This is a genomic window from Bradyrhizobium sp. CCBAU 11434 (assembly GCF_028128895.1).
Lineage (GTDB): Bacteria > Pseudomonadota > Alphaproteobacteria > Rhizobiales > Xanthobacteraceae > Bradyrhizobium > Bradyrhizobium zhengyangense.
Genome location: NZ_LBJX01000081.1, coordinates 1 through 24,140 on the forward strand (window position 1 = coordinate 1; position 24,140 = coordinate 24,140).

The following is a 24,140-nucleotide window of genomic DNA, read 5'->3' on the forward strand; positions in this document are numbered from 1 at the left end:
GAGCACATGGCGGGCACGTATCGCCAGCGGCTGACGCTCACCTCGGGACGCTTCGCCATGATCGATAATGGGCTCGGCTACCAGCTCGTGCCCTGGTCGCACGAACTCGAAAAGAGGTTCGGCCAACACGTCACCGGCGTCGTGAAGGACAGCGGTGGCATCGAATGGGGCTTTGGTCGGAAGCGCGACCTCGGCTTCTAGCAATCTACCAATTCAGTTGCGGAAGGACGCTCGGAATGTCCGGAACCAAAATACTCTGGGGGCAAGTGATCGTTGTCGGCCTGATCGTCTTGCTGGCCATCTGGGGAGCAACCGAGTGGACGGCGTGGCGGCTCGCTTGGCAACCGGAGCTTGGGCGGCCCTGGTTCGAGCTGTTCGGCTTCAAGATCTATTATCCGCCAATCTTCTTCTGGTGGTGGTTCGTCTACGATGCCTACGCGCCACAAGTCTTTGTCGAGGGAGCCTTCATCGCGGCGTCCGGGACCTTCGTTTCGATCGCGGTGGCGATCGGCATGTCGGTCTGGCGCGCGCGTGAAGCAAAGAATGTCGAGACTTATGGCTCGGCGCGCTGGGCCGATGCCGAAGAGGTCCAGGCGGCCGGACTTCTTGGTCCGGATGGCGTGGTGCTCGGCAAGCTCGACCGCGATTACCTCCGCCATGACGGACCGGAGCACGGCAAAGGCGTCGGTCTTGTCGTCCCCTCCCTGCTGGCCTGGCCCGGCTCGGCCATCGTGCACGACATCAAGGGTGAGAACTGGCAGCTGACCGCGGGCTTTCGCTCGCGGCATGGCCGCGTCCTGTTGTTTGACCCCACCAACCCAAAGTCCGCAGCCTACAATCCGCTGCTCGAGGTCCGGCGCGGGGAATGGGAGGTTCGTGACGTGCAGAACGTCGCCGACGTCCTGGTCGACCCCGAAGGCTCGCTCGATAAGCGGAACCACTGGGAGAAGACCAGTCATTCACTCCTGGTCGGCGCCATTCTCCATGTCCTCTATGCCGAGGCGGATCGACCTTGGCCGGTGTCACCGCCTTCCTGTCCGACCCGAAGCGGCCGATCGAGGCGACGCTGAAGGCGATGATGACCACGCCGCACCTTGGCGAGCAGGGGGCTCATCCCGTCGTCGCCTCGACCGCACGCGAGCTACTCAACAAGTCGGAGAATGAACGTTCTGGCGTCCTATCTACCGCGATGTCGTTCCTCGGGCTGTACCGTGATCCCGTCGTGGCCCAGGTGACCCGCCGCTGCGACTGGCGAATTGCCGACCTGATCTCCGATCCTCGGCCAGCGTCGCTTTACCTCGTGGTGCCGCCTTCCGACATCTCGCGGACCAAGCCGCTGATCCGCCTGGTGCTGAACCAGATCGGCCGTCGCCTGACCGAAGACTTGCACGCCAGCAACCGCCGGCACCGTGTCTTGATGATGCTCGACGAGTTCCCGGCACTCGGGCGGCTCGATTTCTTCGAGTCCGCGCCAGCCTTCATGGCGGGCAACTGCGACCGAGGCTGAAGATCGCGCAAAGTCCTATATCGACAAGGTCGGGCTGACGAAATTCATCGACAGCTATCCTCACATGCTGTCGGGCGGTATGAAGCAGCGCGTCGCCATCGCCCGTGGCATGGCGATGGAGCCCGACGTCCTGCTCATGGACGAGCCTTTCGCTGCGCTCGACGCGCTGACGCGTCGTAAGATGCAGGACGAACTGCTGCGGCTGTGGGATGACACGCGCTTTACAGTGCTGTTCGTCACGCATTCGATCGAGGAAGCGATCCGCATCGGCACGCGCATTTTGCTGCTGTCGCCCCATCCCGGCGAGGTCAAGGCCGAGCTCAACAGCGTACCGCCGGAGGAATTGGGCACCGGGACGCAGGCGGCGCTCGAAACCCGCATCAACGACATGCTGTTCGCAGCGCATTGAGAGGAGCGACCAGCATGACCGATCTTCTCACGTTCCGCCCCGAAATTGTTCACGAAGTCCATTCCAGCGACGCACCGGTCATCGCCAAGTCAATTGGGGTCGCCGAGCGCATCTACAGCTATGGTTTCGTCCGTAAGACCTTGATCCTTGCCGGGCTTGCCATCGCATGGGAGGCGTATGGCCGCTGGCTCGGCAACCCGCTGCTGTTTCCAACCTTCGGTCAGACCGTCGAGGCCTTCGTCAGCAATATTGCCAGCGGCGTCATTCCGCAGCGCATGCTGGTATCGCTCCAGACGCTGGTGATCGGGTACGGTATCGGCATCGGCCTGGCTGCGTTGCTGACGACGCTGGCGATCGGCTCCCGGATCGGCGCCGACTTGCTTGAGACGCTGACCTCGATGTTCAATCCGCTGCCGGCGATTGCGCTGCTGCCGCTTGCGCTCATCTGGTTCGGCCTCGGCTCGGGTAGCGTGATCTTCGTTCTCGTGCATTCCGTACTCTGGGCGATCGCGCTGAACACCCATGCCCGCTTCCGGTCGGTTTCCAACACGCTGCGCATGGTCGGCCAGAATTACGGGTTGCGCGGCCTCAAACTGGTACGTCTTATCCTCATCCCCGCAGCGTTCCCTGCGATCCTGACGGGTCTCAAGGTCGGCTGGGCCTTTGCTTGGCGCACACTGATCGCGGCCGAACTCGTATTCGGCGTCTCGTCGGGGGCAGGGGGCCTCGGCTGGTTCATCTATGAGAACCGGAATCAGCTCGAGACGGCGAATGTTTTCGCAGGACTGTTCACGGTGATCCTGATTGGGCTCTTCGTCGAGAACGTCATTTTCGCGACGATCGAGCGCAAGACGATCCGACGCTGGGGCATGCAACACTGAAGCCTGTCACTAATAAAAGCCGAATGGACACACTACGGGAGGATACCAGATGTCATCGAAGAACCGCTTTATGGGCGCGCTTGCTGCCGCGGCTCTCTGCGCAATCTTTTGTTCGGGCATCGCCCGCGCAGAAGTGAGCGAGGTTCGCGTCTCCAAGGGTTTCGGTATCCTCTATTTGCCGCTGATCGTTATGCAGGATCAGCAACTCCTGGAGAAGAGGGCCAAGACGGCCGGGCTCGGCGACATAAAGGTGACGTGGCTCATGCTGGATGGCGGCAACGTCATAAACGATGCGATGATGGCCGGTACGCTCGATTTCGCGGGCACCGGCGCCCCCGGATTCATCACACTCTGGGCCAAGGCCAAGGGCATCCCGAATGTCGAGGTGGTCGGTGTATCCGGTATGAGTTCGACTTCGCTCTGGCTCAACACCAACAAGCCAGAGATCAAATCGCTGAAGGACTTTACCAGCAAAGACAAGATCGCGCTGCCCGGTATCAAGACGTCTCTCGCCGCCGTGGTGCTTCAGGCGATTGCGGCCAAGGAGTTTGGGGATACGAACTTTGCCAAGATGGACCCGATGACCGTGAGCTTGCCCCACCCCGAAGCCCTAACAGCGCTGCAGCGGCAAGACCGAGATTGACTCGCATTTCACTTCGCCACCGTTCCAATATATCGAAGCGAAGGCGCCCGGAATCCATCGTGTGCTAAACTCGGTCGACTATCTCGGCAACATCACTCTTGACGTCGCTTTCGCTCCGAAAAAGTTCGTAGACGCCAATCCGAAGATGACCCAGGCCTTCATTGATGCAATGGATGACGCGACAGCTCTCATCGCCAAGGACAAAAAACTGGCCGCCGAGATCTACGCCAGGAGTTCGAAGATCAAGGTCGACCCTGTGGAAATCCAAGACATGATCGTGGATCCGGATACGCGCTTCTCGACAGTACCGACAGGTATGATGCAGTTCTCTGAATTCATGCACCGAGCGGGGTCGATCAAACTTAAACCGACGAAGTGGAGCGATATGTTCGTACCCCAACTCGCGAGCCGTCCGGGGAGCTAGCGTCTGCAACACTTCGATTGAAAGCTCGCTACCCATAGCCTCTCACCGGCAGCAGCTCACGGGAAACTCTCCATGCCCAAATTCATTGGAATGATCGCCGGTGTTGCTCTTGGCCTGGTGTCCACCGCGCTGTTTGGGCAAAATGCTGCTCTGACCGACCCGCCTGCGGTCGCCGCGCACTTGGCTGAGGCCCGTGAATTCGCGGGCGACCTCTATCTGCCGGTGCAGCAGCATCTTTGTTACATTCATTCCCCCGAGGACGAGGCGCGGGTCGCAGATCGCAAGGCTCGCAATCGTCTCGGCCCGACACCGGTGTTCGACAATTTCTACTATGTTGGCACGCAGGAGGTCTCGGCTTGGGCGCTGACCACGAGCGATGGGATTATCCTTTTCGACTCGCTCAACAATCCCGATGAAGCGAAGGCCTACATCGTCCAAGGGCTGCGCGACCTCGGGCTGAATCCGGGACAGGTCAAATATGTCGTGATCACACACGGCCATGGTGATCATTTCGGCGGAGCCCAATATATCAGGGATACCTTCGGTGCGAGGTTGGTGGCCAGCGCAGTCGACTGGGATGTGATGGCCAACGGCATCAATCGCTTCCCACCACAATGGCGTGACGTCGTGCCGCAACGCGACATGGTGCTGGCGGACGGCCAGACGCTGACATTGGGGGACGCCAGCATCACGTTTCATATCACGCCCGGCCATACGCAAGGCACCCTGTCCTCGATCTTTCGGGTCCAGGATCACGGTAAATCCCACGTCGTGGCTTTTTGGGTGGCATTGGGGTTCCCACCAACGCCGAATCGCTGCGGCAATACATTCAATCCGACGAGGATTTCCGTCGGCTTGCCGACGCTGCGGGCGCCGAGGTGGGTATCACCAACCATCCTCACGCCGACATGACTCTGGAATGGGTCGCTGCGATCCGCGATGCCAAGCCAGCTGCAGCAAATCCGCTGGTCGTCGGCCAGCCTAACGTCGATCGCTGGCTCGGCGTGATCCGCGAATGCGCCGAGGCCCAGCTGGCTCGTCTCAATGCTGGCCTGAAGCCGATGGGACGCCGTCCGCCAGCCAACCTTGACAAGCCCTGATTTAACCGTTGCTCAATCACGCTACGCCACTCGCGGTTGCACTTAGTGCCACGGTTGCGGATAGCCCCTCGAGGCTTGCGGGCACAAGATTCCCGAGTTCTCCGGCGTTTCGAAGCTGTTGTCGAAGAAGAAGGGCCGAGCCCGAGACGAACGGAATCCCTTCTCTCCAGAAGACCTGACCTCGATTTTTCGACAGCCGCCGTGGACGGGATGTGAAAGCCTCAAGAATGTTTAGTCCGGAGACATGGAAGAACCGGGTGGTCCCGGGCGAGGTGATCTATCACGACGCTCTATCGATCGTGCCTTATCTCGCGAGATACACGTTGGCACGTCGCGAGGAACTCTGCGGCCTCGATGTCGATGATGTGTTGGACGAGAGTGGGATCCCCTACATTTTCGTTCGTCCAAACGAACACCGGACGCTCAAAAATCCGCAGTCCACGCGAAGAATTCCGCTGATCGGCGAAGTGGTTCGTCTCGGATTTCTTCGCTATCGCGCAGAAATTAAATCGCTCGTGCTGACATTCTGGGCCATGGTGGAGACAACGTCGCGGAAGAGCGTTATTCCAGTGCCGCCAAACTGAAGCAGATGCTTGAGGCACTCGAAAAGCTTCCGATCGTGACAGAGCAGATTGTGGCGAGGGAGATTTGCCTGCGTCCGGATGTCCTGCAAAAGCGACAGCGGCCGTCCGCTCGTCCGAGACGGCAAACGCAGGTGAAAAGGAAACCCCAACCATAAGCGGGCTCGTGCGTGAGCTTGCCGTCAATGCTCGCATAGTGGATACATGAAGCTACCGGGTCGTGGTTAGCTCAGCCGTCGGACTCTTCCGGTCGCGGAGCGGCCCCACACGTGCCATTGGTTTAGTTGACATTCCCGCGGGCCGGTTTCGCATCTGGAACTTATGTGCACTTTAACACTTAGCAGTTGCCGCATTGGTGCGGCGGAGATGGATTGTGCACAGCGCAGTACTATATAGTGGTAGAAGACGATTCTCTGATCCAAGACCTTGTCGACGCCGCGCTTGCCGAGGGCGGATTTGAAAACGAGATCGTTGCATCTGGTGAGAAGGCGGTCGCACTGCTTCAAGGCGCGCCTACGAAGTATCGAGCGCTCCTGACCGATATTAACTTGAAAGGCCAATTGACGGGCTGGGACGTTGCCAAACGGGCCAGGGAGCTTAATCCGGAGATGCCGGTAATTTACATGACCGGCGCTGCGGCGGACGAGTGGCCCTCGCATGGCGTACCTAATAGCATTCTTCTGAACAAGCCATTTGCGCCTGCCCAAGTCGTGACGGCTGTCTCTCAATTGATCAACCAGGCGCCGCCGCCGAAAGAATAAGCTCGCCTCAGTTCGCGGAACCTTCAACCAACGCAAATTTCCGCTATTGGCTCTTCGCGTCATTCAGCTGCGCTGCAGAATTTGGTTGCTATGGTGCATAGCGTACTGTGGCAATCGGTCCGCCCGGGAGGTTCATGCGTTCACGGCCTAGATATCGTTAAATTCAGTAACTCGCCGAAAGAGGTCTCTCTCGATTTTCTTGTGTCGATTGGATCGACATGGCATTACTTGCGACCAGTTGTCGCGGCTTCAAAGAATTGCCGGCCGGTTGCATTGCCAGCCTTATCTTCTCAAATGCTCGCTGCTCTATTTGGCGGACCCTCTCGCGGGATACTCCATATTCTGCCGCGAGTTCCTCCAGTGTTGGAGGCGTATCGGTCAACTGGCGCGCAGTGAAGATGTGTCGCTCGCGCGGACCAAGCGTCTGGATAGCGGCTCGCAACGCTTGTCGGCGTTGGACCAATTCGTGTTCATCAGCCAGCTTGTCGTCTTGTGCAGGCGAGGGGTCTACAAGCCGTTCTATCGCTTCGTCGGCGTCCGGATCGTCGTGAGTGCGGGAATTCAGGGATACGTCGCCGCGCAGGCGCCGGTCCATGTCTACTACCTCTCGTTCCGGCACCTCGAGGCGCGCAGCAATTGCTTGAACCTGCTCAGGATGCAGATCTCCGTCCTCGACAGCCGAGATCGCACGCTTAGCTTGCCGTAGTTTGAAGAAGAGTTTCTTTTGTGCGTTGTTTGTTGAAACCTTCACCATCGACCAGGATCGAAGTACGTATTCCTGAATCGTCGCCCTGATCCACCACAATGCGAACGTTGAAAGACGAACCCCTCGTTCTGGGTCGAAGCGTCGCACGGCCTGCATCAATCCGATATTGCCTTCGGAAACGATGTCGGCGATGGGCAATCCGTAACCGCGGTATCGCATCGCAACCTTTGCAACAAGGCGCAGGTGGCTTGTGACGAGGCGATAGGCCGCTTCGCGATCCCCCAGTTGGCGCCAACGTCTCGCGAATTGGGTCTCCTCTTCCTGGGTCAGGATCGGAAATTTCTTGATCTGAGCGAGATAGTGAGTCAGTCCGGTTGCAATCGAAGGCAGTGGCCGAGAATACGTGTTGTACATGTGCCCCTCGCAGTGGCTCTCATAAGGTAAGGCCGGTATGGAGCGGCGATCAGCGAAGGGTTGCTCTCGAAAGCACTCTTGCAATGACCGCCATGCTCAAAAGGCATCCGACTGATCCGACTAGTGCGGCAACATCAGCGGGATCCTTCAGCATCGATTTGTCCTCCAGAGGTCGTCATGATGCCGACGCCCTGAAGGGAACTGGGGTCCTGTCCGCCGATCCTTTTGATCCGGCCCGCATTCATGATCGAGCCTCTCGGTCTCCGTTTGCGAGGAGAGATCACACAGCGCATCGACGATATCTTCGAGCTGGGCGCTCGTATCGTCGTGGCGCGGGATCAGGTGGGAGCGATCTTCGCCGAGGCAGTGATCCGCGAGCCAGGAGGACAAGATGGCCCGCTTCTCGTACGCGGTGAGATCGGGATCATCGAGTACATCCAGGGGATGCTCAAAAGCGCCGGCCGGATGCAGGAACTCCGTCAACTCCAATGGCGTTGTGTGCTGATCTGCCCCGGGTTTCGTCGTCCGGAGTGACAGGCAATACGGGTAGGCCTCTCGCAGGAGATCCTTCACGGAAGCTCGTTCGTCAAGCAATCGTCGCTCGATATAGCCTCGTTCAAGATCTGTGAGAGACGTTTCGAGGAGCCTGCGATAACGGCGAATATTGTTTCGGTGCGCGCGAAGCCGTTCGATATGGTGGCCAGTCATGACTGCTTCTCTCTCGCGTCGTGTAGAGTTGCCGCGCTTGGTCCGACGAAAGTAACGTCGGCCGTCGCTGGTCGGCAGACGCGTGCTATCGTCCGCGGTCGTCAGCCGCATTGGATCCTCCTGTTCGTTGACAAATGGCGGCAGCCGCGCAAACGCGCGCGGCGCCGATCAGGCAGCCTGATTACGCCGCTGCCTTGGTCTCTAGTTTTTGGACATTGTCAGCTGGCGCGCCGTTTATCGCGATCCGACGCGGTTTCATGGCATCCGGAATCTCGCGGACCAGGTCGACCTTGAGCAGCCCGTTCTCGAAGGATGCGCTCTTGACCTGGACGTAATCCGCCAGATTGAACTTTCGCTTGAAATTGCGGGTAGAGATGCCGCGATGGATGAAATTCCGCTCGGCATGATCCGGCTTGCTGCCCGCGATCACGACCACGTTCTGTTCAGCCGTGATTGCGATATCGCTTGGCGCGAAGCCCGCAACCGCCAGCGAAATTTGATAGCGGTCTTCGCAGAGGCGTTCGATGTTGTAAGGTGGGTAGTTATTCTCGCCGGCATGCTGCGCCATTTCTGCGAGGTCAAAGAGGCGGTCGAATCCGATGCTCGAACGCCAAAGAGGTGAGAAGTCGTAATTGCGCATAGCCAAATCCTCCAAAAGAGCAAGATGGTTACGAGCGGCACCGGACACGACCGGTGCCCGTCTCATTGATCCGGACCCATGAGGCGTCCGAACCCCACATTTTCTGTGGCGTCGGAAAATTAGCAAAACCGTTTTCGGTTTCAAGAGGGGGCCGAAAAAATTGTGGCGCCGGCGCACGAAATGCGGATTATCGAAATCAGCGGCACGGCAAGAACTTAGCGCAACGCGTGCACGGTTTACCAATCGTTGACGGCAAGCCCTTGGTTCATCCCAGAAGCTTTGGTCCGAATGCAAGGGCGCCGTTACGGGCAAAAAAAAATTTCACTTGAGCGGTCTTGAACGGGGCCGATTCGACTCCCAGTTCGTTTTCCGCCCGGGGGCCGTTTCCGGACCCGGATTTTGAACATCGCTGAACCTGATTGAGGAGGATGTGCATGCATTTCCGTCCATTGCACGATCGCGTGCTCGTGCGCCGCATTGATGCCGAAGAGAAAACGTCTGGCGGCATCATCATTCCCGACACTGCCAAGGAGAAGCCGCAGCAGGGCGAGATCATCGCCGTCGGCCCAGGAGTTCGCAACGAGCAGGGCCAACTCGTGCCGCTCGACGTCAAGACCGGCGACCGCGTGCTGTTTGCGAAGTGGTCGGGCACCGAGGTCAAGATCGACGGCAAGGAGCTGCTGATCATGAAGGAGAGCGACCTTCTGGGCGTGGTCGAAAAGGCCGAAGCGCTCAAGACGGCAGCGTGAGCTGACAGTCATCGAAGAGAAGGGAGATTTTCAAAATGGCTGCCAAGGACGTAAAGTTTTCGACCGAAGCCCGCGAGCGAATGCTGCGGGGTGTGGACACGCTGGCGAACGCGGTGAAGGTCACGCTCGGTCCGAAGGGGCGTAACGTCGTGATCGAAAAATCGTTCGGCGCGCCCCGCATCACCAAGGACGGCGTCACCGTGGCCAAGGAGATCGAGCTCGAGGACAAGTTCGAGAACATGGGCGCGCAGATGGTGCGCGAAGTCGCCTCCAAGACCAACGATCTGGCGGGCGACGGCACCACCACCGCAACCGTGCTGGCGCAGGCGATCGTCAAGGAAGGCGCCAAGGCCGTTGCGGCTGGCATGAACCCGATGGACCTGAAGCGCGGGATCGATCTGGCGGTGGACGCAATCGTCACTGACCTCAAGACTCACGCCAAGAAGGTCACCTCCAACGACGAGATCGCCCAGGTCGGCACCATCTCGGCCAATGGTGACACCGAGATCGGCCGCTTCCTCGCCGAGGCCATGCAGAAGGTCGGCAACGAGGGGGTCATCACGGTCGAGGAAGCCAAGAGTTTGAACACCGAACTCGAAGTGGTCGAAGGCATGCAGTTCGACCGCGGCTACGTCTCGCCCTACTTCGTCACCAACGCCGAAAAGATGCGGGTCGAGCTCGAGGATCCCTACGTGCTCATCCACGAGAAGAAGCTTTCAGGTCTGCAAACCATGCTGCCGCTGCTCGAGCAGGTCGTGCAATCCGGCAAGCCGCTTCTGATCATCGCCGAGGAAGTCGAAGGCGAAGCACTCGCCACCCTGGTCGTGAACCGCCTGCGCGGCGGGCTAAAGGTCGCCGCCGTCAAGGCGCCCGGCTTTGGCGACCGGCGCAAGGCCATGCTGGAGGACATCGCGATCCTCACTGGCGGCACCGTGATCTCCGAAGACCTCGGCATCAAGCTCGAAAACGTCACGGTCAAGATGCTCGGCCGCGCCAAGAAGGTGGTAATCGACAAGGAGAACACCACGATCGTTGATGGTGCCGGTGCCAGGAAGGACATCGACGCTCGGAGCCAGCAGATCAAGGCGCAGATTGAGGAGACAACCTCCGACTACGACCGCGAGAAGCTGCAGGAACGGCTGGCGAAGCTCGCCGGTGGCGTCGCGGTGATCCGTGTCGGTGGAGCGACCGAGATCGAAGTGAAGGAGCGCAAGGATCGCGTCGACGACGCATTGCACGCGACCCGGGCGGCCGTCGAAGAAGGCATCCTGCCGGGTGGCGGCGTGGCGCTATTGCGCTCGCTCAAGGCGCTTGAGGGCATCAAGATCGCCCATTCCGACCAGAAGGCCGGCGTCGATATCGTACGCCGCGCGGTCCAGGTGCCTGCACGCCAGATCGTGCAAAATGCCGGTGAGGACGGGTCGGTGGTGGTAGGCAAGCTTCTGGAGCACCAGAGCTACAACTGGGGCTTCAATGCCGCGACCGGCGAATACCAGGACATGGTGAAGGCCGGCGTGATCGATCCCGCGAAGGTCGTGCGCACCGCCCTGCAGGATGCGGCCTCGGTCGCGTCGCTGCTCATCACCACGGAAGCGCTGGTGGCGGACAAGCCGAAGAAAACGGAAGCCGCGCCGGCTCCTGCCATGGACTTCTAACGCGCATTGGGCCCGGCTGATCGGCCGGGCCCACCCTCACATCCAGAAAGGCATCTGGATCTGTTTTCGAACGATAGGAGCATGAGATGATCAAGGATCAATTCACATTCTCCGCTCGGGCGGAGGGCACCCACAAAACCCTAATCAATCTCCTCGCAGTAACGCTCGGTGGTGTCGTGGCGCTGGCGCCGTTTGCGGCGCGAGGGTCGGAAGCGACGTCACCGCTACGGGCGGCAAAAAGCGGCTTCGAACAAATTGCCTTGCCGCCGATTCCGTACCTGGACACGATGCCCTGGCTGACCTGGCCGCAGGCGCCTTCCACGATGAAGGTGGATACGCTGCTTTCGCCGGTCCTGGATGCGCCCCGGCTGAGGTTCGATCTTTTGCCGACCCAGCGCGAGGGGGCCCCGCCTGCAACCAGCCAGTCCGGGTGGAGCGGCCGGCCGATCCGGCCGCTCCAAACTTCCGTCTGAGCTGTGTGAGGAATTTCATGCCGTTTGAACCCGTTGTTGGCGGCGCGGTTGCGTTTCTGATCGAAAGCCAGAGACGCGTTATTTCGCATTGCGAAAGGCTCTTGCCTGCGAGCGACCTAACTTCTGAGGATCGCGCTCGCCTCATGCGCCTGCGCAATGATGCTGAAGCACAACTGGCCCGCCTGCCTTACGCCGAGGCCGCGTAACCTGGATTGAAATTGCGGCATGACCGGAACTTGAAGATTTTTTTGAGCAACCCTCTTGAAATCATCTTCCATTTTTTAAGTCATTTTTCGCCGCGAGAGCGGTGTGCCGGACGCCAGTTTAGGGTCCGGTACGGGCGCCGGACCGGGCTTCGGACCGTTCCGTAAACACGGCCTGGCGTTCCTTCGTATCCATCTTGCTCTTTGGAGGACTTGGCTATGAGGACACTCGACTTCGCGCCGCTGTGGCGCTCCACGATTGGCTTCGATCACCTGGCAGACCTCGTCGATTCAACGCTGCGTCAGGCGACCGAAGACAACTATCCCCCCTACAACATTGAACGTTTCGGCGAAGACCACTACCGGGTCACGCTGGCAGTGGCCGGCTTCGGTGTTCAGGACATCGCCGTGACGGCGGAACAGAACGTGCTGACCGTTGAGGGCAAGAAGCCAGACGGTGGCGCGCGCGAATACCTTTACCAAGGTATCGCGGCCCGTCCGTTCCGGCGTGTGTTCAACCTCGCTGACTATGTCCAGGTCAAGCAGGCCTCGTTCCAAGACGGTCTGCTGATCATTGATCTCGTGCGCGAGGTGCCGGAAGCGATGAAGCCGCGCCGTATCGAGATCGGAACGGCGGCTTCTTCCTCACCCCAGATCGCGCAAAAGAAGGCAGCTTAGGCGCGATTGCAGCATCGAGACGGGGCGTGCGGCGCTTGAAGCGTCCGCACCCCTGTCCCCATGAACAAGTGAGGTAAAACAATGGCTATTCGTGATCTCATTCCTTGGTCGAAACCGCAGGAGCTTGCGCCCGCCCGCGACAGCTTCGATCCCTTCCTGACACTGCACCGTGAAATGAACCGTCTGTTCGACGATGTGTTCCGCGGCTTTGGCAGCCCGGGCCTGTCGTCGTCGATGGAAGGTCGCTTTGGCTGGCCGAAGGTCGAGCTCAGCGAAACGGACAAGGCACTGACCGTGTCGGCCGAACTGCCGGGGATGACCGAAAAGGACGTTCAGGTGGAAATCACCAATGGCGTCCTGACGATCCGCGGCGAGAAGAAGGCCGAGGACCATGGAGAAGGCCGATACTTCAGCGAGCGGTATTACGGCGCCTTCGAGCGCCAGATTCCGCTCGACGATGTGCAGGAAGACAAGGTTGAGGCGACGTTCAAGAACGGTGTCCTGACTGTCTCGTTGCCCAAATCGGACAAGCCGCGCGAGGGCGTGAAGCGCATCGCGATCAATGCGGCATAATCAGAACCAGGAAGCGACGGCTCCGCCGCCGTTTCTTCCCACAGCAATCCCTCGGAAAGGAGAGATAAGGGAGACGCGACGATGACGAACGCAAACACAAATGCTCACAATCTTCATCCGATCTTTCACCCCGCCGCTCACTACGATTCTCCAAGGAGCGTCCTGAACGACAATGAGCTCTCCACGCCGGAGAAGCGCATCATCCTGTCGTCCTGGGCCTCCGACATGTATGCGGTGGAATCCTGTCCGTGGTTGCGCAAGATTCCCGGCATGAGCCATACGGTCCGGCTCGCGGATATTCTCGCAGCCTTGCGCAAGCTCGACGGCGACAATGACAATGATGACCCGCCGCGTGGTGGCGGCGTGCCGATGCGGCTGCGGCGGCCTTGGGCCGCCGCAGAACGGAGGGCCGCATGATGGTCACGCACGCTGTCCTCGGCCTTGTCTTGTTCGGTCATATGGCTGCGGCCTATGTCGTTCCCTGCGTCGCTCTGCAACGTGCGATGCGGCTGCCGGCAAGCGCTTGAGGCGGCTCCCGCGAATATCATGGTGCACAAGATGAAAAATGGTCGCGTAATCCGATTGGCGCTGTTGGTGTTGACGCTGACGTTTGGGGCACCGTCTCTCGTGACGGCGCAAGTTCCCGATCTCAAGACCGGAGCGCCGATCCCGACATTGGCGCCGCTCGTTCGCCAAGTCACGCCTGCGGTCGTTAACATTTCGGTGCACGGTCGCGTGCGTGAAGACAATCCCCTCTACCGTGACCCGGTGTTCCGCGAATTCTTTGATGTTCCGAAGCAAATCGAGAAAGAGGTCAACGCAACCGGCTCCGGAGTGATCGTCGATGCTCTGCGCGGCTATGTACTCACCAACAATCACGTCGTCGAAGGCACTTCCACCGTGCAAGTCACCACGAAGGAGGGCCGACAGTTTTCGGCCAAGGTGATTGGTCGCGATCCGCCGACCGATGTGGCCGTGTTACAGATCCAGAGCCCCGTGGGGCTCAAGGCGCTTGCTTTTGGCGACAGTGACATCCTGGAGGTTGGTGATTTTGTGCTCGCGATCGGCAATCCCTTTGGTCTGGGTCAAACCGTAACCTCGGGTCTGGTCAGCGCACTCGGCCGCACCGGCCTTGGCAAGCAGGGCTTTGAGGATTTCATTCAGACTGACGCGGCGATTAATCCCGGCAATTCCGGCGGTGCGCTGGTCAGCCTCCGCGGCGAGCTAGTCGGAATCAATTCAGCGATCATCTCGCCAGCGGGCGGAAACGTCGGAATTGGCTTTGCGATCCCGTCCAATATGGCGCGGAGAGTGATGGAGCAAATCGTTGCTACCGGCCATGTCGAACGTGGCCGCATCGGCGTTTCTTTGCAGGACCCGCGGCTGTCCGGTGCTCGGGCCGAAGGTGCTTTGATAGCTGAGGTTCTGCCAAACTCGCCGGCGGAAATGGCCGGTCTGCGCAAAGGGGACATTGTGACAATGGCCGACGACCGTCCCATTCGGTCGGCTGCGCAATTGCGCAACAAGGTCGGCTTGGCGCGAGTTGGACAGGACTTGAAACTAACGCTTCAACGAAGAGAAGGCACAAGCAGTGTCGTTGTCAAAGTGGCGCCTCGGATGGAACGAGGCGCGGCAATTACCCCAGGTACCCTCGGATTGACGAGCCGACTACCGTCGGCCGGGCTTGCGGGGCCCTATCACCGGTCCGGGACATCGACTTAACATCTTACGATGAGAACCCCAATGATTGAGAATCTCAAGGACAGGACCGAACCAGAAGCGGATGTTCGCGAGCGACAAGCGTTGAGTGCTCCTGTCACGAAGGCGACCCGAGCGAATTCGGCCGTATTGGTTCGAGTGCATCACGGCAACACCGAACGTTATCTTCGCTTGCTCCGAACCAAACTAATGGCCGCAGAGCGCCAGTTCGTCGAGCGACGTTTGTTTGAGGAGCAGCGTGCAGCGGATAAGCTCATCTCCAGTTCTTTCAGTACTGCTTCGGCTCAAGCGACCGATGGCTATATCCCGAGCCCGAACCGTGCTGCATAATACCGTGTCGCATCAATTTCCTACTTTCGAGATCATCCTGCAGCCCAAGGGCCGGCGATGGCGCTGGCGCGTATGTTCAACGAACGGGACAGTCGTTATGCAGGGCTCGCGAAGCTCGCGCGCTGCTGCGAGATATGATGCGCATAACGCGTTGTTTCTTGTGCTGCTCTCGACAACCAGCGCGGGCTGGCCCCGGGGGTAGGGGCTCGGCAAACCTATGATCGCTCCGCTATTTCCACGGGCCCTCAGCGAGCGATCATTGAAGACTTTTTCGGTCTCCGTCTCAGACGCCCGGTAATTACCTCCTTTCTGTATAAGGTTGGGGGCGGTTGTGGCCTTGGGATCGGAGCCGCGACCGGCTCTGACCCGCCGCCCCTGAGGGAGTACGCCACGCTTCTAGTAGCAGCATCTTGAGAAATCGGCTGGCATGAGGGATAGCGTCGACCCGTGCGGCGGGTAACGCTCAAACAGCGAGGTCATATGAGGTGATTAGCGAAGAAGGGCATTCCACGTATCGCTCGGCACGTCGGCCAACGGAGATGGCGCCTTCAGTCGCGTATGTGTCCTGGCTGACGGCGGATGCGTCGTCAATTTCGATAGTTTGAACTGCCACGTCGTAGGGAGAAGAGTAGGACGCTTTTCAACGGACGTCCCCCGTTACTACCCCAGAAATGTAACGCGTAGTTGTGTGAAAAGTAACGCGCCGTTTCCAGCTCACCAAAATCGGCCGGTAACGCGCAGTTTAGTGAAATGAGACGCCCGGTTTGGCAGTTTTCGAAGAACGGGGTTTGCCGTTGGAAAGGAATATTTTTCTCCTGTGCGTGATATGCACGCGCCCGTCGCGTAAGCCGTGCTGGGCAGTGCGAACGAAAGGCGCCGGAGCCTGCGAGAAGCCGAGAATGCGAAGTCGCATGTCAGCCCGTAAAGGGCAGGCGGTAGACTCGCCTAGGCTTGCGGGCGCGCATGGCCACGACTTGGGTGCGACGATTGCCCAACAAGTTATTGGAACGAAAAAACCCAGCGGCAGGTCCGTTCACTTGTCGCGACGTTCGTCGAAATGATCGGCGAGGACCATGTTCGAGCCCTCGCCCAGGGCCGCATTGCCGAGTATCGCTCGCTTCTGCTCGCTCTTCCGCGAAGCTACGGCAAGGGCCAGCGTGACCGCGCCACGCCGCTTTCCGAATGGCTGGAACGCGCCAAGAAATTGCCTGCACACGAGGTCGGGCGCGAGTCGGGTACGGTCAATCGACATCTTACGCAGCTTCAGGAGGTGTTAGTCTACATCGAGGCTTGCGGGCACAAGATTCCAGAGTTCTCCGGCGTTTCGAAGCTGCTGTCGAAGAAGAAGGGTCGCGCCCGCGACGAACGGAATCCTTTCTCTCCAGAAGACCTGACCTCGATCTTTCGACAGCCGCCGTGGACGGGATGCGAAAGCCTCAAGAAGCGGATGGTCCCGGGCGAGGTGATCTATCACGACGCTCTATCTATCGTGCCTTATCTTGCGAGATACACGTTGGCACGTCGCGAGGAACTCTGCGGCCTCGATGTCGATGATGTGTTGGAGGAGAGTGGGATCCCCTACATTTTCGTTCGTCCAAACGAACACCGGACGCTCAAGAATCCGCAGTCCACGCGAAGAATACCCCTGATCGGCGAAGTGGTCCGTCTCGGGCTTCTTCGCTACAGGGCGGAAATCAAATCGCTCGGACATAAACTGCTGTTCCCGGAGCTCCGCGCCGCAAGTGATCGCACGCCGTTGGGCGACGTCTTTTATGGCGACTGGATCAAAGTTCAAAATGTGGCTGTCGCCAACGCTGCTGAAGAGAAAAAGACTTTCCATTCGTTCAGGAAAGTCGGTGGTGCCGATCTGAAGGACGGCGGGGTCCCCTCCGAACTTCGAGCGGACATTCTTGGCCACTTCCGGACGGGGCTCTCCGGATCGTGGCACGGGGCGTGAAGGAAGATCCGGCGCCTGCGGCTTAAAGTTCTGCACTAGCCGCGGGACGGGTGGACCGGGGGCGTCGCCGCATGTCTACGGCCCGATTGCCCACTTGTCGGATCACTTCGCTCTTTTCCAGATCACGTCGACTACGTCTCCCGCAGGAGGACGAACAGTCAGCGTCAGTTGATCTCCCGCAACCGCGACGAAGCGCTTCTGTTGCGTGCCATTCCAGTTGGGAAACGAACTGCCTTCGACCTGGATCGCGATGCTGCCATCTGCCTCGTTCGTCGAATACGTTCCGAAGTAGGTTATCGTGCCGTCCGCGGTCTCTTTGTTCTCCTCGGATGTGCCCTGCCACAGGGCATTACTCGCGTATTTGGCTCGATCCGATCGCATCACCGTGATGATGTAGTGCCCATTCCCGTCGAAGAAAGCGATGCCCTTCGGAGCGGCCCCATAACGCTCGATCTTGGTGCCGTCGCTTTTCTTCTGCTCCCACGACAGCAGCGTCCACGTACCGACCAGTTGATCTTTCAACGATTGCTTCTGCCCGATCGCGTCGACTGTCATCATGATAAATCCAGAAGCCGCAATCGCGCACGCGGCGAAAATTGCACGCAAAGTCATCGGTCCATCCCTAGGCAATAGTCTCGACCAGACGCCTGCACGGTACCATGCACAGCCACGCCGGTTGAATCCTTCATCCAGCTATTCAAAGTGCTGGCTGCTTCTTGCCAAGGGCCAGAAGCATCCTGACGTGCCGAGCGGTTCGCCCGCTACCGGCTGCAGTCGTCGTCGCATAGTCATGGCTTAGTGCCACGGGGGATGTCACCCCTTGGCTGCGAATAAGTAGCCGTTGCCATCCTTGGCAACCGTGCCGACGTTCGGCATCAACCAGTGAGTACCCGAAATGGTGAGCTTGTCGGCGACCGCGCGATCGAAGATCTTCCTTCGCGTTTCCACCGCCATTTGCGGATCCTGATCGATCGAGAGCTGCCACTCGGGATGTGTTGCAATGTGGGGCGCAAGATTGACCACGTCGGCGCTGATCAGGAACTGCTCGCCGCCGGAAGCGACGAGATGCGCGACCATTCCCGGGCTATGGCCGGGCACCTCAATTGCGTGCACGCCAGGCAGGAGTTCAGGTTCTCCCTCGAATGTCCTGACGTTTTTCCAAGTCGCCACGGTAGCCTGAATGCGCCGCGCGAGGCCCTTGCGCGTCGGTCCGAGATCGAGTGACTCGACCCCTGGGCGCGTCCACCATTTCAATTCCGCGGCGGGCACTACGATGTCGGCATCCGGGAAGACCTGCGCATCGCTCTCATTGTTCATGAGGCCATAAATGTGGTCGCCGTGGAGATGGGAGATGAGGATCGTCTTGACTGCCTTGGGGTCAAGGCCCGCCGCCGCCATGCTCTCGAATAACCGGCCGTTCCCCTCGCCATAAATCGAATGACCGCCCGTACCCGCGTCGATCAGGACCACTTGACCGCGCAGCTTGAGCGCCATGACGATAAACCGCACGGGCGCCTGATTCTCGGGAAAACCGGCACCACGCAACACGGTCTTCACTTGGTCGGCGCTGACATTCCTGACCATACTGTCGCGCAGCGGCGCCTCCCGCATGCCATCGATCAGGGAGAAGACCTCAATGTCGCCGACCTTGTATTTGCGGAAAGGTTGAGTGACGGACTGTTGAGCGTAAGCCGCGTCGACAAAGGTGATCGGCTTATCGAGTCCAAACGCGGCGCAGGCACCTGCTGCGCCAAGTGTGAGGTCGCGGCGCGAAATATCGAACATCGTTCGCTACTCCTCGTTGGACGATCAGCATATCAACGAGAACGTGCGCTGTACAAGGCGGTTTCGGGCATCGGACATCTCGCCCGAAGGGTATCGCGGGTCTTGTGGGTTTCGGCTAATCTGCCAAAGTTGAGCACGATCTACTTTTGAGGAGGACAACGTGGTGCGTCTCCTTGCCTTGGCCTTTGCCGCCTATTGCTATCTGCAGCCCGCGTTGCTTCTCGCGGACGATGCAGCAGGGCAACTCGCAGGTAGCTGGAAACTCACAGCCTGGACCATTCAGATTATCGGTGGCGAGCTCACCGAACCGATGGGCCACGATCCGAAGGGGCGGGCAGTTTTTACGCCGGACGGGCACGTCGCGTTCATCATTGCCGCGGCAAATCGCAAGCCGGCAGCCAACGATGCGGAGTCGGCAGCCCTGCTCAAGAGTCTACTTGCCTACACCGGAAAATTCACAATAGAGAGCGACAGGTTTACGACCAAGGTCGACATTTCGTGGAACGAGCTTCTAACGGGTCAAGATCAAGTCAGGTTCTTCAAGCTCGAAGGGGACAAGCTGAGCCTCAGAACGGCCGAACAAATCAGCGCCGTCTATCCGGGCAAGAAAGTCGTGGGGACATTAGAATGGGAACGCGAGCGCTAAGGCGGACAAGCTCGAAGTTGCGCACCCCTTGGCAGCGTGATTCAACGAAAAGTAAGTCCGCTTTGCCCCCACAGGAACAGGTGGACAAGCTGGAGCTCCGCCGATTGCGAATCCCTGACCCGTGCTAACCGCCGGGAACGATCAGGTGGGCGGAAGGATTCGTCCGGCAGGAGCGATCTCGATGCTGATGACGAAGGAAAGACGGTCGGCAATCCGGACGCTGCGGGGCTGGGCGATCGGCGTGCTGCAGGAGGCCGGCGTCATCCGCGAATGCGAGGAGCACGGTTGGATGCAGGACCGCGCCGATCCCCATGCCCGCGAGCGCGCCTTCGATGTGGCCCGCCGCGAACCACCGCCCGGTGCCTCGCGGGCGGACGCCGTCGCGGAGATACGCGACGTCCTGAATTCGATCGGCGATACCTGCCCGGAGTGTCCGCCGCATGTCAGTTAGCGACGACGACATCTTCGGAGTCCTAGCCGACGTGTACTGCCGTGTGCTTTACTTTCCGGGTGACATCGCCGGCAGGGGCGTAAGTTGAGCGAAGCGCGCGTTGAGCGGAGGTTGGCGGCGGTTCTGGCGGCCGATGTGGCCGGCTACAGCCGGCTCATGGGAGCGGACGAGATGGGCACGTTGGCGGCCCTGAAAGCATGCCGTCGCGAGATTGTTGATCCCGCTATCGCCAGACATGGAGGCAGGATCGTCAAGACCACAGGTGACGGCATGCTGGTCGAATTTGCCAGTGTCGTCGATGCCGTCACGTCTGCGATGGCCGTGCAGGAGGAGATGGCAAAGCGCGCCGGACATCTCGCAGCCCCGATCACCTTTCGCATCGGCATCAATGTCGGCGACATCATCCTGGACGGCGACGACATCTTCGGCGACGGCGTCAACATCGCCGCACGGGTCGAAAGCGAGTGCGAACCCGGAGGCGTGTACCTTTCCGACGACGCGTTTCGGCAGGTCCGCGGCAAGACAGCGTTCGCGTTCGAGGACGCCGGCGAGCGAAACTTGAAAAATATCGACCGACCAGTCCGCCTCTATGCGGTTCGGCCCGCGGATGGCTCGAATCGGCCGTCCAAGCCGTCTCGGATGAACGGCAAGCCGCTCCCTCTTCCGGACAGGCCATCGATTGCCGTCTTACCGTTCCAAAACATGTCCGGCGACCCCGAACAGGACTACTTTGCCGACGGCGTCGTCGAGGAGATCATTACGGCGCTGTCGCACTTCAAATCGCTGTTCGTGATCGCCCGCAACTCGAGCTTCACCTACAAGGGGAAAGCGGTCGACATCAAGCAGGTCGGGCGCGAGCTTGGCGTCCGCTACGTTCTTGAGGGCAGTCTGCGAAAGGCGGGAGACAGGGTACGCATCACGGGGCAGCTCATCGATGCATCGACCGGAGCGCACGTCTGGGCCGACAAGCTCGACGGCGACTTGCGCGACATATTCGCTCTGCAGGATCAGGTCGCCGAAAAGGTCGCTGCCGTTATCGAGCCGAACATCAAGCGGGCCGAAATCGAAGGAGCGGCGAAGCGACGACCTGAAAGTCTGAACGCGTACGACACGTATCTGCGCGCGCTGCCTCGGTACTACTCGCTGACCAAGGAGGGCTTCGAGGAGGCCCTCAGCTTGTGCTATCGCGCTCTTGACATGGACTCTCGCTACACGGCCGCCGCTCGGCTCGCGGCGGAGGTGCTGGGCGTAAAGGTAGCCCAAGGGTGGTCGTCGGACGTCAAGGCAGACTACGCAGAAGCATTCCGCTTGGGCAGACTGGCCCTGACGATCGACGACACAGATCCCGACTCGCTTGCACAATGGGGGCGCGGCGTCGCCGCCTTCTCGGACGACTATGACGCCGCAAAGGACGCCGTTGATCGCGCGGTTGCGCTCAACCCCAATTCCGCCCGCGCTTGGACCAACCGTGGCTGGACGTATCGATACATGAAGGACGTCGACGAGGCGGTGACCAGTTTCGAGCGAGCGATCCGCCTCAATCCGCTCGATCCGATGTTGTACGACACCCTGACTGGGCTTGCGAGTGCACTCATTGTGGCCGATCGTGACGAAGAAGCGGCGGCGCAGGCGAGGAAGGCGCTCGGGTTGAACCCCCGGTTTACCTCCGCGCATCGTGTCCTGGCAGCGGCCCTGGCCCTTCTAGGACGCGAAACGGAAGCGAGGAACGCCGCTGCCGCCTTGCTAAAGATCGAGCCGTCCTTTTCGATCGGCAAGTGGGCCACCTACGGAGGCCACTGGCAAGGCCAGCGGTTCTTGGAGGGACTTAGGCTTGCCGGGCTTCCCGAGTGATCTTCGAGAACAGCAGTGCCGACGTCGTGGCGCCGCACGCGCTCTACGCCGACTTCCGCTGCGGCTTGGCCGATGGTTTCTTCGCAGCCGCTTCCTTCGGCTTCTTGCCCTCGATCGGCATCAGCATTTCCTTCTGCCCAGCCGATGCCTTGCGCCCCTTCTTGGCGGGCTTGCCGGCCTTCGCCGGCGCGGCCTCCTTCCCGACGGACCGGCGCAGCGCCTCCATCAAGTCGACGACATTGGTCGCCGCCGGCTTGGACTTCGGGGTAATCGGCTTGCCGGCGCGCTTCTGATTGATGAGGTCGATCAGCGCGGTCTCGTAATGGTCCTCGAACTTCTCGGGCTCGAACCGTCCCGCCTTCTGGTTCACGATGTGCCTGGCGAGGTCGAGCATGTCTTTCGTGACCTTCACGTCCTGGATCTCGTCGAAATACTCCTGCTCCGAGCGCACTTCGTAGGGGTAGCGCAGCAGGGTGCCGACGAGCCCCTTGTCCATCGGCTCCAGCGCGATGATGTGCTCGCGGTTGGTCAGTACGACGCGGCCGATCGCGACCTTGTCCATCTCGCGGATGGTCTCGCGGATCACTGCGAAGGCGTCGTGGCCGACCTTGCCGTCGGGGCGGATGTAGTACGGGCGGATCAGGTAGCGCGGGTCGATGTCCGACTTGTCGACGAACTCGTCGATCTCGATGGTGCGCGTCGATTCCAGCGCGATCTCCTCGAGCTCCTCTTTGGTCACCTCGATGTATTGCCCCTTGTCGAGCTCGTAGCCCTTGACGATGTCCTCGTTCGGCACCTCGTCGCCGGTGTCGGCGTCGACCTTCATGTACTTGATGCGGTGTCCGGTCTGCCGGTTGAGCTGGTTGAACGAGATCTTCTCGCTCTCGGAGGTGGCCGGGTAGAGCGCGACCGGACAGGTCACCAGGGACAGTCTCAGGAAGCCTTTCCAGTTGGCGCGGGGGGCCATGTACGCAGAACTCCGGTTGGGATGGCTTGGATTCAAGACGAACGAGCGGGGCCGGTTCCGACAGGCCCCTCGTCACCGAGGAAGATTCATTCGCTCGGCCGGCTGGTGCCAGCCGAATCCGATGGAGAGGCATTGACTCCCTCGGAACAAATAAAGAACATGAGCCATGCCCGCAGCACCAGAACCTGCCGCGCCCGCCGAGGGCGATCTCGAGCTCGCCGCCCATCAGGCGATCGCAGCCTGCGGCGGGGACGCCCGGGACGCGGTGAAGGCGCTGCTCGTGGCCAACGGTTTTCTCGAGGCCCAACTGGACAAACTCAGGAAGAAGGTCTCGACAGGTTACGCCCGGGGACGACTTCCAGGGGCACGCGCGCATTGGAGTGAGCCAGATGACTGACGTGACCTACTACGTCGCTCTGCCGTTCATTTTCTCCGACGACGGCGTGGCCGCCGACGACGATTGAAGAGGCCCGCTGGTGAGAAAGACGCTGGAATGCATCGACGCTTGGTCTCGCGGAGCTCTCGGCCGGATTGGACCCTTGGAGCTCTTTCCTGCCTCCTCGCCCGCGCTTGCGTCGTGATGCTGCAACTTACGCTAGGACCTTAGGCTGGCCACCGGCTGGCTATTGACCCCGACTTCGAGGCCGCCTGAACCAAGAAAGGCTTTGCGAGTTCCTAGATTGATGACGAGAGCGTCCATGCGGAGAAAGCATACCGCTGACCGACCTATCCGCATAAGCTGGGGTAGTGGATCGACCGATGCCAAAGAATTCTTCTTCAGATATGACTGATCCGCTCGACTCGCAGATTGCCACCTTGTGCGGCCGAGTGGAGGCATTGGTGCCTGGATGCAGAGCGGGCGTCTGCATTGCAAGTGCCGATCATACCAAGTTGGAGCGATCCGTCTTTCCCAATCTGCCGCCGACGTTTCAGCAGGCCATCAAGGAACTCCCAATGGGACCACCTTACATCGGCTGCTGCACGGCCGCGATGCAGGGGAATCAAATCATCACCGTTCACGACTTGGAGAAGGAAAGCCGGTTCAGCGACCTCTTCATCGCGACGTGCCTTTCGCACGGCATAAGATCGTTGCGCTCGCGCCCCGTTTATGGTCGAGCGGAAGCAGCTATCGGCACTTTCGTCATGGGTTATGGTGAGCCGAGCGACGACCAGCGCTTCGACCTACCCTACATAGATTTTGCCGCAGATGCGGTCGGGGCAATGCTCCAGCGGGAACTTGATCGAACGCGCGGACCTCTTTCAAGCCACTGATACCGCTTCCGCCGGTCGCGGCGCCAGGGCGTACTGATCGGGCGACCTTGAGCGGGT

27 protein-coding genes and 3 pseudogenes are annotated in these 24,140 nt (G+C 60.0%); 25 read left to right on the forward strand and 5 right to left on the reverse strand.

The features are described 5' to 3' along the window. The 9 genes and pseudogenes from XI06_RS17565 to XI06_RS17610 form a co-directional block, all read left to right on the forward strand. A partial coding sequence (locus XI06_RS17565; RefSeq protein WP_271606006.1) for a DUF3363 domain-containing protein occupies positions 1–201 on the forward strand: 201 nt, incomplete at its 5' end. A gap of 35 nt (positions 202–236) precedes the next feature. After that, positions 237–1,489 (forward strand): annotated as a pseudogene (traG, locus tag XI06_RS17570) (IncP-type conjugal transfer protein TraG); the annotation flags it as partial. A gap of 10 nt (positions 1,490–1,499) precedes the next feature. Beyond that, positions 1,500–1,916, forward strand: a pseudogene (locus tag XI06_RS17575) (ABC transporter ATP-binding protein); the annotation flags it as partial. Between the two features lie 14 nt (positions 1,917–1,930). Next, positions 1,931–2,797, forward strand: coding sequence for an ABC transporter permease (locus XI06_RS17580; protein ID WP_237873155.1), 867 nt, complete (start codon positions 1,931–1,933; stop codon positions 2,795–2,797). 49 nt (positions 2,798–2,846) lie between these two features. Continuing rightward, positions 2,847–3,864: pseudogene (locus XI06_RS43495) on the forward strand (ABC transporter substrate-binding protein). Positions 3,865–3,936: 72 nt separating this feature from the next. Beyond that, positions 3,937–4,776, forward strand: a complete 840-nt coding sequence (locus XI06_RS17595) for an MBL fold metallo-hydrolase (RefSeq protein ID WP_237873152.1) — start codon at positions 3,937–3,939, stop codon at positions 4,774–4,776. After that, positions 4,773–4,964, forward strand: a complete 192-nt coding sequence (locus XI06_RS17600; RefSeq protein ID WP_237873151.1) for a hypothetical protein — start codon at positions 4,773–4,775, stop codon at positions 4,962–4,964. The genes XI06_RS17595 and XI06_RS17600 overlap by 4 nt, the downstream gene beginning before the upstream one ends. A gap of 227 nt (positions 4,965–5,191) precedes the next feature. Next, a complete protein-coding gene (locus XI06_RS17605) occupies positions 5,192–5,548 on the forward strand; it encodes a hypothetical protein (protein ID WP_237892059.1) in 357 nt (118 codons plus the stop codon). 368 nt (positions 5,549–5,916) lie between these two features. Continuing rightward, entirely contained in the window at positions 5,917–6,306 is a 390-nt protein-coding gene (locus tag XI06_RS17610; protein ID WP_237873149.1) for a response regulator, read from the forward strand. Positions 6,307–6,469: 163 nt separating this feature from the next. On the opposite strand, the gene rpoH is transcribed toward XI06_RS17610, so the two are convergent. Beyond that, entirely contained in the window at positions 6,470–7,426 is a 957-nt protein-coding gene (gene rpoH, locus XI06_RS17615; RefSeq protein ID WP_237873148.1) for an RNA polymerase sigma factor RpoH, read from the reverse strand. A gap of 243 nt (positions 7,427–7,669) precedes the next feature. On the opposite strand from rpoH, the gene XI06_RS17620 reads away from it, so the two are divergent. Beyond that, complete coding sequence (locus XI06_RS17620; RefSeq protein WP_237873147.1) at positions 7,670–7,960, forward strand: hypothetical protein; 291 nt, start codon at positions 7,670–7,672, stop codon at positions 7,958–7,960. Positions 7,961–8,315: 355 nt separating this feature from the next. Here XI06_RS17620 and XI06_RS17625 read toward each other — a convergent pair whose 3' ends face one another. Next, a complete protein-coding gene (locus XI06_RS17625) occupies positions 8,316–8,774 on the reverse strand; it encodes an Hsp20 family protein (protein WP_237873174.1) in 459 nt (152 codons plus the stop codon). Positions 8,775–9,208: 434 nt separating this feature from the next. Here XI06_RS17625 and groES point away from each other — a divergent pair, with 434 nt between their 5' ends. From groES to XI06_RS17675, 10 genes are all read left to right on the forward strand, one after another. Continuing rightward, positions 9,209–9,523, forward strand: coding sequence for a co-chaperone GroES (gene groES, locus XI06_RS17630; RefSeq protein ID WP_237873146.1), 315 nt, complete (start codon positions 9,209–9,211; stop codon positions 9,521–9,523). A 35-nt stretch (positions 9,524–9,558) separates the two neighbouring features. Continuing rightward, a complete protein-coding gene (groL, locus tag XI06_RS17635; protein WP_237873145.1) occupies positions 9,559–11,178 on the forward strand; it encodes a chaperonin GroEL in 1,620 nt (539 codons plus the stop codon). 86 nt (positions 11,179–11,264) lie between these two features. After that, positions 11,265–11,651, forward strand: coding sequence for a hypothetical protein (locus XI06_RS17640; RefSeq protein ID WP_237873144.1), 387 nt, complete (start codon positions 11,265–11,267; stop codon positions 11,649–11,651). Between the two features lie 17 nt (positions 11,652–11,668). Continuing rightward, a complete protein-coding gene (locus tag XI06_RS17645; protein WP_237873143.1) occupies positions 11,669–11,857 on the forward strand; it encodes a hypothetical protein in 189 nt (62 codons plus the stop codon). A 216-nt stretch (positions 11,858–12,073) separates the two neighbouring features. Continuing rightward, the gene (locus XI06_RS17650) at positions 12,074–12,532 is read left to right on the forward strand and encodes an Hsp20 family protein (RefSeq protein ID WP_128949211.1); all 459 of its coding nucleotides are present in this window, start codon (positions 12,074–12,076) and stop codon (positions 12,530–12,532) included. An 81-nt stretch (positions 12,533–12,613) separates the two neighbouring features. Beyond that, positions 12,614–13,105, forward strand: a complete 492-nt coding sequence (locus tag XI06_RS17655; RefSeq protein ID WP_237873142.1) for an Hsp20/alpha crystallin family protein — start codon at positions 12,614–12,616, stop codon at positions 13,103–13,105. Positions 13,106–13,186: 81 nt separating this feature from the next. Beyond that, complete coding sequence (locus tag XI06_RS17660) at positions 13,187–13,522, forward strand: hypothetical protein (protein WP_194480939.1); 336 nt, start codon at positions 13,187–13,189, stop codon at positions 13,520–13,522. Positions 13,523–13,651: 129 nt separating this feature from the next. Continuing rightward, on the forward strand, positions 13,652–14,827 hold the full coding sequence (locus tag XI06_RS17665; RefSeq protein WP_377803196.1) for a trypsin-like peptidase domain-containing protein: 1,176 nt from the start codon (positions 13,652–13,654) through the stop codon (positions 14,825–14,827). A gap of 21 nt (positions 14,828–14,848) precedes the next feature. Next, entirely contained in the window at positions 14,849–15,154 is a 306-nt protein-coding gene (locus tag XI06_RS17670) for a hypothetical protein (protein ID WP_237873141.1), read from the forward strand. A gap of 1,057 nt (positions 15,155–16,211) precedes the next feature. After that, on the forward strand, positions 16,212–17,111 hold the full coding sequence (locus tag XI06_RS17675) for a hypothetical protein (protein ID WP_237892058.1): 900 nt from the start codon (positions 16,212–16,214) through the stop codon (positions 17,109–17,111). A 102-nt stretch (positions 17,112–17,213) separates the two neighbouring features. Here XI06_RS17675 and XI06_RS17680 read toward each other — a convergent pair whose 3' ends face one another. Then, positions 17,214–17,723, reverse strand: coding sequence for a lipocalin-like domain-containing protein (locus tag XI06_RS17680; RefSeq protein WP_237873139.1), 510 nt, complete (start codon positions 17,721–17,723; stop codon positions 17,214–17,216). A gap of 201 nt (positions 17,724–17,924) precedes the next feature. Further along, a complete protein-coding gene (locus XI06_RS17685) occupies positions 17,925–18,896 on the reverse strand; it encodes an MBL fold metallo-hydrolase (protein ID WP_237892057.1) in 972 nt (323 codons plus the stop codon). A 160-nt stretch (positions 18,897–19,056) separates the two neighbouring features. Here XI06_RS17685 and XI06_RS17690 point away from each other — a divergent pair, with 160 nt between their 5' ends. From XI06_RS17690 to XI06_RS17700, 3 genes are all read left to right on the forward strand, one after another. Continuing rightward, the gene (locus tag XI06_RS17690; protein ID WP_128962341.1) at positions 19,057–19,542 is read left to right on the forward strand and encodes a lipocalin-like domain-containing protein; all 486 of its coding nucleotides are present in this window, start codon (positions 19,057–19,059) and stop codon (positions 19,540–19,542) included. 181 nt (positions 19,543–19,723) lie between these two features. Beyond that, the gene (locus XI06_RS17695) at positions 19,724–19,993 is read left to right on the forward strand and encodes a hypothetical protein (RefSeq protein WP_237867333.1); all 270 of its coding nucleotides are present in this window, start codon (positions 19,724–19,726) and stop codon (positions 19,991–19,993) included. Between the two features lie 84 nt (positions 19,994–20,077). Then, entirely contained in the window at positions 20,078–21,844 is a 1,767-nt protein-coding gene (locus XI06_RS17700) for an adenylate/guanylate cyclase domain-containing protein (RefSeq protein WP_237873136.1), read from the forward strand. A 43-nt stretch (positions 21,845–21,887) separates the two neighbouring features. Here XI06_RS17700 and ku read toward each other — a convergent pair whose 3' ends face one another. Continuing rightward, the gene (gene ku / locus XI06_RS17705) at positions 21,888–22,811 is read right to left on the reverse strand and encodes a non-homologous end joining protein Ku (RefSeq protein ID WP_271606007.1); all 924 of its coding nucleotides are present in this window, start codon (positions 22,809–22,811) and stop codon (positions 21,888–21,890) included. Between the two features lie 166 nt (positions 22,812–22,977). Between ku and XI06_RS17710 the strand changes: the two genes are divergently transcribed. Both XI06_RS17710 and XI06_RS17715 read left to right on the forward strand, forming a co-directional pair. Further along, complete coding sequence (locus XI06_RS17710) at positions 22,978–23,208, forward strand: hypothetical protein (RefSeq protein WP_237867329.1); 231 nt, start codon at positions 22,978–22,980, stop codon at positions 23,206–23,208. Positions 23,209–23,570: 362 nt separating this feature from the next. Next, positions 23,571–24,083, forward strand: a complete 513-nt coding sequence (locus XI06_RS17715; RefSeq protein WP_237873134.1) for a GAF domain-containing protein — start codon at positions 23,571–23,573, stop codon at positions 24,081–24,083. The last annotated feature ends 57 nt before the right edge of the window (positions 24,084–24,140 follow it).